Genomic DNA, 6,387 nt, shown 5'->3' with positions numbered 1-6,387 from the left:
TCGCCACACCGTGCAATCACTTACGATTTTGCCGGTGCCCCCGACAGGCTGTGGTCATGTCGGGGGCACCGGCAAAATCGTAAGTGATTGCACGGTGTGGCGATACCCCGTTTGCTCCCTGCTTACCCTAGCGTCAGCCCCCGGACGCGGGGCGCTCCGTGCAAACAGGGGGCCCGGCTCACTTGAGCAGACCGGTCGAGCGGCCCACCTGCTCGATCACGTCGAAGTCTTCCATTTTGGCCGGCACGAAGGCCTTGGCCCCCTGCAGGTCGAGCACGGCCTTTTCTTCCGGGCGGCTGGCCTGCAGGCTCAGGAAGGCGTTGGCGAACTTCTGAACGGTGGCCGCTGGCAGGTCCTTGCGGGCCGTCCAGACGTAGTCCACGAAGGCCGGGGTGGTCCAGATGGCCTTCACCTTGGTCTTGTCGAACTTGTCGGCCGCGACCAGGCGGTTCCAGACTTCGATGTTCAGCGCGCCGGCCTGCACCTTGCCCGACTCCACCATCTTGACCGTGGCGTCGTGGGCACCGCTGTACAGGGGGGCGCCAGCGAAGTCCTTGTCGGCATCGATCTTGAACTGGGTGCTCAGAAAATGGCGGGGGAAGAGGTGGCCGGAGGTCGAGCTCTTGGAGCCGAAGGCGAAGCTCTTGCCGCGCAGCTCTTCGGGCTTGTTGATGCCGGATGCGGTGTTGGCGATGAAGACGCTGTGGAACTCGCGGTCGATGTCGCGCATCACCACGGGCCTGGCGCCCGACATGACCTTGGCCTGCACGAAGGTGAAGCCGCCCAGCCAGGCGAAATCGATCTTGCCGGCGCCCAGGGCGGAAACGGCCGCGCCGTAGTCGATCACCGGCACATAGACGACCTTGACGCCCAGGTGCTTTTGAAGGTGGTCCACCAGGGGCTGGTACTTGCGCATCAGCTCGGTCGGGTTTTCATCGGGGATGCCGGAGACGCGGATCACGTCTTCGGCGCGCACGGTCTGGCTCTGGAGCATCAGCAGGGTCGAAGCCAGCAGGGCAGGGAGGTGGCGCAGGGCGCGGGGCAGTGGCAGTTTCAGCATGAGGGACGCTTTCAGGCAAAGAGGAAAAAGGTCAGGAGAGGGCGCGGAGGTGTTCGGGCATGGTGCGTTGGCGGGTGCGCTCGCGCAGGCCAGGGCCGTTCAGGATGCGGCTGCGCAGCCGGTCTCCCAGGGCGTCGACCACGGCGACGAGGGCCAGCATGGTCAGCAGCAAAAGGGTGAGGTCACGCAGGTGGAAGAGGCTGATGGCGGTGTTCAGCGCATCGCCAATGCCGCCTGCACCGACGAAGCCCACCATGGCCGTGGCCCGCACATTGACCTCGAATCGGTAGAGCGTGAAAGCCGCCAGCCGGGCCCGCACCTGGGGCAGCACGCCAAACAGGAAGGTGCCCAGCGTGCCGGCACCCTGAGCCTGCAAGGCGGCGGGTGGCCCGGGCTCGACCTCTTCCAGCACATCGGCAAAGAGCCGGCCCATCACGCCGATGTTGTGCACCGCGATGGCCAGGATGCCGGCCAGTGGGCCACCGCCCACCCAGACCACGAAAACCAGGGCCAGCGTCAGCTCCGGGATGACACGGGTGCCTTGCAGGAAGGCGCGGCTGCCCCACAGCCCGGCCTGACGGCGCAGGCGCGTGGCCCAGCCGAAGCGGGGCGGGTCGGCCAGGTAGCTGCCGGTCATCAGGGGCGTGGCGGCCAGGGGTGCAAGCACAAAGGCCAGACCCGCCGAGAGCAGGGTGGCCACCCAGGCCATCATCAGGGTTTCGCCAACCTGGGCGCCCACGGTGCGCAGGAAAACGGCATCGGGCGCAAGGTGATCGAGCGTGAAGAGGGGCGGTGCGTCGCTGTGCCAGAGGTCGGCCCAGGGGATGTCGAGCTGGTGCAGGGCCCAGGCCGAGCCCAGGGTCGCCAGGCCCACCGACCAGGCCAGCGCACGCTGGCGCAACTGCGCACTCAGCCACTCCAGCACCACCACGAAGGCCAGCACGGCCATCAGCGTGGTGGCCAGTTTGTTGTATTCGAAGTAGCGCAGGCTCAGGGCGATTTCGCTGCCCAGGCCGCCTGCGCCCACCACGCCCAGGATGGTGCCGATGCGGATGTTGCACTCCAGACAGAACAGGGCGTAGCCCAGCCACTGCCGGCCCACCTGTGGCAGCACGCCGTGCAGGAACACCGCCCAGCGTGAGGCGCCCGTGGCACGCAGGGCCTGCACAGGGCGCGGATCGACGGCCTCCGCCAGTTCGGCGTAGAGCTTGCCGATGTTGCCGCCCACGGTCAGCCCGATGGCCAGCACGGCGGCGCCTGGGCCCAGGCCGATCAGGCGCACGAACACGTAGGCCCAGACGATCTCGGGCACCGAGCGGCACACGTTCAGCAGCAGCCGAGCCAGCCAGCGCAACGCTGCCAGGCTTCCGAGCTGCCAGGCGGGTGGCGTGCGGGGCGGCTCGGGCAATTCGGGCACGCGGATGGCGAAAAAGGCCACCCCCATGCCCAGCACCACGGCCATCACCGTGCCCAGCACGCCGATCAGCAGGCTTTCGATGGACAGGGTGAGCACGCGGGCCAGGAAGTCGGGCGAGGTGTCGGGGTGGGCCAGGCCGGAGAAAATGTCGGCGGCATTGCGCACGCCGTCGGCGTCCCAGAGCTTGCCGGGGTCGGCGCCCGTGAGGTGCAGGCACAGCCAGCCCGACAGGCCGATCAGCAGCCAGACCAGGTTGCGTTGCCACATCGCCCGGCGGGCACGGGCCAGGCCTTCGGGCACGCCCCGTTCAGATGCGTTCATGGCTGCCGGCGTAAAGCTGGGCCAGGCGGGCCTCGTCGGCCTCCTCGGGCGGGCCGTCAAAGAGCACGCGGCCTTTGCGCAGGCCGATCACACGGGTGCAGTCGCGTCGCACGATGTCGAACCAGTGGGTGCAAAAGACCAGGGTCATGCCGCGTGCGCGCGCCTGTTCCACGATCAGGCGCGTCACCGCGCGGGCGGTGTTCGGGTCCAGCGAGGCCGTCGGTTCGTCGGCCAGCAAGAGCCCCGGGTTGGCGATCAAGGCCCGCGCGATGGCCACGCGCTGCATCTGCCCTCCGCTGAGTGAGCCCGCCGGGTCCCATTGGTGCGAAGCCATGTCGAGCGAGGCCAGCAGGGCGGTCACGCGCGCCACCTCCACCGGCATCAGCGCGGCCAGCAGGCTGCGGTACCACGGCCAGGTCGAGAGCAGGCCCGAGACCACGTTGGCGTGCACCGTGGCCTGGGGCACCAGCATGTTGAGCTGCTCGACGATGCGGCAGCCCGAACGGTGTCGCTGCAGGGCGCGCCAGCTCAGTCCGGCCAGATCCTGCCCATCGACCTGGACCGTGCCGCCGCTGGGCCGCAAGGCACCGGCCATCAGCCGGATCAGGGTGGATTTGCCCGCGCCGCTGGGGCCGATGAGCGCGATGCGCTCGCCGGGCTCGACGCGCAAGTTGATGTCTTGCAGCACCGGTTGAGACTGCCATTGGCGGCCAACCTGCCGCAGTTGCACGCTGTGGACCATGTTCAGACCATGCCCATCAGTTGCTCGGCCAATCTGGCGATGCCGGCCTCGTCCAGCCCTTGGGCCTGAACGGCGCGGCGCTCGGGCCAGCGATGGAAATGCTGGGTCTGCGAGCGCGCATAGAGCGGGTCGTAGTGCAGGGCAGTCAGTTCCGCAAACAGGGGCGGAAGTTCGGTACGAAGCGCCCAGCCTTGCCACCGGGCGATCACCTCTTTGCCATGCAGGGCGGTCATGGGCTCGAAGCGGCGGGCGAGGGCAGGGCCGTTGTCGCCCAGGTAGGCGTAGTCGCGCAGCAGGAAGGCCAGGCGGTCGTCGGCCGAGGCCTCGATCTCGATGCAGGGGCTGGCGCGCATGCGCTCCACCAGCACCGTGGGCAGGGCGATGCGGCCGATCTTGCGGCTTTCGGCCTCGACGAACACGGGGCGCGTGAGGTCGAAGGTTTCCAGCTGGGTCACGAGCTGGGTTTCGAAGGCCTTTTGCGAAGGCTGCTCCACACCGGGCACGGCACCCAGCAGCGAGCCTTTGTGGCCGGCCAGGCCTTCAAGGTCAAGGACCTGGGCGCCGCGCTCTGCCAGGGCGTGCAGCACCCGCGTCTTGGCGCTGCCGGTGGCGCCGCTGATCACCTGCAACGGCAGGCGAGGGCAGATGGCCTCGATCTGCGCGATGGCATGCTGGCGCCAGCGCTTGTAGCCGCCGGTCAGCTGTTGGGCGTCCCAACCCACCATGCGCCACCAGGTCACCATGGAGCCGCTGCGCATGCCGCCGCGCCAGCAGTAGACCAGGGGGCGCCAGTTCTGGGGCATGTCTGCAAAGCGCTCGCGCAGGTGGCGAGCCAGGTTGGCGGCCACCATGGCGCCGCCCACACGGCGGGCCTCGAAGGCGCCCTCCTGCTTGTAGAGCGTGCCCACGATGCGGCGCTCTTCGTCGTCCAGCACGGGGCAGTTGATGGCCCCGGGGATGTGGTCGAGCGCGTACTCCGAGGGTGAGCGGGCATCGATGATGCAATCGAAGGCGTGGCGATCGGTCACCAGCGTCGGGTTGCGCGGGCTCACGGGCGGGCCCCGGCTGGCACAATCGCCTTGAACTTACCCTGACACATGACTTCCATTGCTCTGACCCAGTTTTCGCACGGTGGTGGCTGCGGCTGCAAGATCGCACCCGGCCTGTTGGCCGAGATTTTGTCACGCGCCCCTCAAGGCCTGGTGCCACCCGAGCTGATGGTGGGCCTGGAAACCAGCGATGACGCGGCCGTTTACCGCCTGAACGACACCCAGGCCCTGGTCGCCACCACCGATTTCTTCACCCCCATCGTCGACAACCCGCGAGATTTCGGTCGCATCGCGGCCACGAACGCGCTCTCCGACATCTACGCCATGGGCGGCACGCCCATCATGGCGCTGGCCCTGGTCGGCATGCCCATTGCCAAACTGCCCCCCGAGGTGATCGGCGACATCCTCCAAGGTGGCGCCGAAGTCTGCCGTGAAGCAGGCATCCCGATTGCCGGCGGCCATTCCATCGACCTGCTCGAGCCCATCTATGGCCTGGTTGCCATGGGCCTGGTGCACCCTGATCGCGTTCGCCGCAATGCCGATGGTCGCGAGGGCGATGTGCTGGTGCTGGGCAAACCGCTGGGGGTGGGCATTTTGTCTGCCGCGCTCAAAAAAGGCTTGCTGGGCGAGACGGGGTACGCACAGATGCTTCGCCACACCACCCAACTCAACCGTGTGGGCAGCACCTTGGGCGGGCTGGCTGGCGTGCACGCCATGACCGACGTGACCGGCTTTGGCCTGGCCGGGCACCTGCTTGAAATCTGCCGAGGCTCGGCCCTGGTGGCCGAGGTGCCCTTGGCGGATCTGCCCCTGATTGCCGAGGCAGCGGACTTTGCGCGCCAAGGCATCGTGACGGGGGCTTCAGGCCGCAACTGGGCGGCCTATGGCAGCGAGGTGACCTGGCCTGTGTCGGGTGAGGCCTGGATGCAGGCCATGGTGTCCGACCCGCAAACCAGCGGCGGCTTGCTGGTGAGTTGCGCCCCTGAAGCGGTGGATGACGTTCTGGCGGCTTTTGCTGACCAGGGCTTCGAGCATGCCCGTGTGATCGGCCGCCTGGTGTCGCCCGGCGACGGTGATGTGGCAGGGCTGCGGTTCATTTGACTCAGCCAGTGCTGACAGAGCCCGTGGAGACGCGGGCTTTTCTTTCGCTGGCGTAAGTTGACATAATATACATCGGTGCAAGTGTCGCCACCGTCCCCCCTGGGTGTTTTCGGGCCTGGGTGGACCGATGGCGCCCGTAAACGGCTAAACCGCCGCGCCGCGCCGCTCGTGTGACAAACCCGACACAATCGCGCCATGTCCACAAAGCCCACTCTGTCCAGCCTCCCCGCCCGCCTTCCCACCTGGGCGCAGACCGTCGCCGACTTGGGCGACCCACACCCGACGAACCTTGGCCGCGCCTTGGGGGTTGACGTTCGCACGGTGCGCCGCTGGCACGCATCCCAGGATGCGCCGCGCCCCGTCTTGCTCTCGCTCTACTGGCTCACCCAATGGGGCCAAAGCCAGCTTGACGCCGACCAGTTCAATCGCGCCCAGACCTTGCAGGGCTTGGCCGATGCGCAGGCGCTTGAGCTTGCCTTGATGCGCTCCCAGGTGGCCGCATACCATGCGATCAGCCACGCCCGCCGCCTGCCCTCAGATCAGGCCGCGCTGCGCCGCTTCAACCCCTACGAGCCCTACCTGGGCGAACCCACTCCCCTGCCAACCCGCTGCGTGCATGACAACCACGAGATCCCGTCATCCTTCCTGATGCTCGACGACAAGCGCTACAGCAGCGCCTTGCTGGCATTCGCCAACG

The 6,387-nt window shown here is 67.8% G+C and carries 5 protein-coding genes and 1 pseudogene; 2 read left to right on the top strand and 4 right to left on the bottom strand.

From position 1 onward, the window contains the following. Nucleotides 1-178: 178 nt before the first annotated feature. From QZ994_RS18085 to mnmH, 4 genes are read right to left on the bottom strand one after another with little or no spacing between them, the layout of a single operon-like run. Nucleotides 179-1,060: a putative selenate ABC transporter substrate-binding protein gene (locus QZ994_RS18085; protein ID WP_290876910.1), complete on the bottom strand. Its 882-nt coding sequence runs from the start codon at nucleotides 1,058-1,060 to the stop codon at nucleotides 179-181. Nucleotides 1,061-1,091: 31 nt separating this feature from the next. Beyond that, a complete protein-coding gene (locus tag QZ994_RS18080) occupies nucleotides 1,092-2,798 on the bottom strand; it encodes an ABC transporter permease (RefSeq protein ID WP_290876907.1) in 1,707 nt (568 codons plus the stop codon). Continuing rightward, complete coding sequence (locus tag QZ994_RS18075) at nucleotides 2,785-3,528, bottom strand: phosphonate ABC transporter ATP-binding protein (protein ID WP_290876903.1); 744 nt, start codon at nucleotides 3,526-3,528, stop codon at nucleotides 2,785-2,787. The genes QZ994_RS18080 and QZ994_RS18075 overlap by 14 nt, the downstream gene beginning before the upstream one ends. 14 nt (nucleotides 3,529-3,542) lie before the next feature. Beyond that, a complete protein-coding gene (gene mnmH / locus QZ994_RS18070; RefSeq protein WP_290876900.1) occupies nucleotides 3,543-4,592 on the bottom strand; it encodes a tRNA 2-selenouridine(34) synthase MnmH in 1,050 nt (349 codons plus the stop codon). Nucleotides 4,593-4,637: 45 nt separating this feature from the next. On the opposite strand from mnmH, the gene selD reads away from it, so the two are divergent. Beyond that, entirely contained in the window at nucleotides 4,638-5,690 is a 1,053-nt protein-coding gene (selD, locus tag QZ994_RS18065; protein ID WP_290876897.1) for a selenide, water dikinase SelD, read from the top strand. 195 nt (nucleotides 5,691-5,885) lie between these two features. Further along, nucleotides 5,886-6,387 (top strand): annotated as a pseudogene (locus QZ994_RS18060) (hypothetical protein); the annotation flags it as partial.

It is taken from the genome of Aquabacterium sp. (assembly GCF_021768455.1).
Classification (GTDB): domain Bacteria; phylum Pseudomonadota; class Gammaproteobacteria; order Burkholderiales; family Burkholderiaceae_C; genus Aquabacterium.
The sequence above is the reverse complement of the archived record's forward strand: the minus strand, read 5'-3'. Positions and strand labels throughout refer to the sequence as shown.

Coding starts and splice junctions, on each gene's coding strand:
- QZ994_RS18085 (WP_290876910.1), bottom strand. CDS start 1,060: ATGCTGAAACTGCCACTGCCCCGCGCCCTGCGCCACCTCCCTGCCCTG.
- selD (WP_290876897.1), top strand. CDS start 4,638: ATGACTTCCATTGCTCTGACCCAGTTTTCGCACGGTGGTGGCTGCGGC.
- QZ994_RS18080 (WP_290876907.1), bottom strand. CDS start 2,798: ATGAACGCATCTGAACGGGGCGTGCCCGAAGGCCTGGCCCGTGCCCGC.